This window comes from Pseudomonas asplenii (assembly GCF_001293465.1).
Taxonomy (GTDB): Bacteria; Pseudomonadota; Gammaproteobacteria; order Pseudomonadales; family Pseudomonadaceae; genus Aquipseudomonas; species Aquipseudomonas fuscovaginae_B.
In genome coordinates, this window is sequence record NZ_JSYZ01000036.1 from 1 (window position 1) to 1,963 (window position 1,963).

Sequence of the window (1,963 nt, forward strand, 5' to 3'; positions counted from 1 at the left end):
TGTCAACGCCAACCCAAAACTGACCCCTCTACCTCATTTTTCGCCAACTGAAATTTGACCCCCTTGGCCTGTTTCTAAACGGTTTTCTCTGCCCTGGTCGGGCTGGTACCCGCCCTGCGTTTGTCCTTGAGGCGATAGCTGTCGCCCGAGATCTGCACGATGTGTGCGTGGTGTAGCAACCGATCCAGCATCGCGGCCGTCAGCGTCTGGTCATCCGCAAAGGTGCCAGCCCACTGGGTAAACGGCAGGTTGCTGGTCAGAATCATGCTGCCGCGCTCGTAGCGCCTGGCGACCACGTTGAAGAACAGGTTGGCTTCATCGCGACCGAAAGGCAGGTAGCCAATTTCGTCGATGACCAACAACCGAGGCCCCATCACCGCACGGTTGAAATACTCTTTCAGGCGATCCTGTCGATGGGCCGCTGCCAGTTGCAGCATCAGGTCAGCGGCGGTGATGAAACGGGTTTTGATACCCGCCTGGGTCGCGCGATAGGCCAGGGCGCAAGCCAGGTGCGTTTTGCCTACGCCACTGGGGCCGAGCAGGACGATGTTCTCGGCACGTTCGACGAAGCTCAGCCCGGCCAACTCCTGCAGTTGCGCTCGCGGCGCACCGCTGGCAAACGCGAAATCGTACTGCTCCAACGTCTTGAGCGCAGGCAATGTCGCCATCTTCAGCAATGTCTGGCGCGAGCGCTCAAGGCGTGCCTCAGCTTCAGCGCGCAGCAACTGCTCCAGGAAATCGGCGAAGCTCTGTTCCTGAGTCGCGGCTTGTTGTGCCAGGCCCGCCCAGTCCACCGCCATCCGTTCAAGCTTGAGCTGTTGGCACAGTTCGATGATGCGGGCATGCTGCAGGTTCATCGGCTCAACTCCAGTAACTCATCATAGACCGAAAGCGGGTGCTGCAAGCTCTCATGCGGTAGAACCCGTCCCAGGCGCAACGAGGTGATCGTCGGTGCGCTCGTCACCCGGCAGGCTGGTAGGGGCAGCAAGACATCACGTTCTTCAGCCAGGCGAGTTGCCGGTTTTACACCGGTGGTGCCATGTATCCGCTGGTGCGCGATTTCGTCGAGCCAACGACCAATATGCGCATTGGCGGTGGCCACATCCAACGGTAATCCCGCGCTCTTGAGCGTGGCCGCCAATGGTGTAATGAAACTGCCCTTGAGGTAGCCGTTGAAGCGCTCGACCTTGCCTTTGGTCTTGGCCCGATAGGGCCTACAAACACGAGGACGAAAGCCATATTCGTCGGCCAGCGCCAATAACCGGGGATGCCAGCGATGCAGACCTTCGCCATAGGCATCGCGCTCCAGGATGATCGCTCCGGCGTTGTCGAACAGCGCCTCCTCGGGTACCCCGCCGAAATAAACAAAAGCCTCACGCAAGCCGTCCAGCCATGCATCACTGTCTTCGCGGGCACCGAAGCGGACGAAAGTGACGCGGCTGTAGCCCAGCGTGGCGACGAATGCCTTGAGCGGGTTACTGCCCCTGCGGATGGTGGTGAAATCGACTTGCACCTGCTGACCGGGCGCCGTCTCGAAGCGCACCACAGAGTCATGACGCGGACATTTGAACGGTGCCAGGTAGGATTTGAGCCGGCTGATGCCGCCTGTGTAGCCTTGTGCCTGGACTTCACGCAATAGCACCGTCGCAGGAATCCAATGTGGCCGGGCCGCTTCCACGCGTTCTTGCAGATAAGCCTTGAACGGGTCGAGCTTCTCTGGACGCGCTGCTCGGCCTGTATAGCGCGGCGACTCGGCTTCGCCACGCAGGTACTTGCGCACGGTGTTGCGCGACAAGCCCAGCGTGCGCGCGATGGTTTTGATGCCCATGCCCTGACGGGCCAATACCCTGATTTCCACTGACTGCTCCTGGGTCAACATCTCGGCAGCTCAAAGCCGCCATGATGGCCCAGGGGGTCAAATTTGCGTTGGCGTTAGGGGGTCAGTTTTACATTGGCGGTGACA

The 1,963-nt window shown here is 60.2% G+C and carries 2 protein-coding genes; both read right to left on the reverse strand.

Annotated features, from left to right (window positions below; translation table 11 throughout):
• Positions 1–74: 74 nt before the first annotated feature.
• Positions 75–857 carry an IS21-like element helper ATPase IstB gene (gene istB, locus PF66_RS30610; RefSeq protein WP_054064772.1) on the reverse strand — a complete coding sequence of 261 codons (783 nt, stop codon included), beginning with the start codon at positions 855–857 and terminating at the stop codon, positions 75–77.
• Positions 854–1,879 carry an IS21 family transposase gene (istA, locus tag PF66_RS30615; protein ID WP_054064773.1) on the reverse strand — a complete coding sequence of 342 codons (1,026 nt, stop codon included), beginning with the start codon at positions 1,877–1,879 and terminating at the stop codon, positions 854–856. The genes istB and istA overlap by 4 nt, the downstream gene beginning before the upstream one ends.
• Positions 1,880–1,963: the final 84 nt, after the last annotated feature.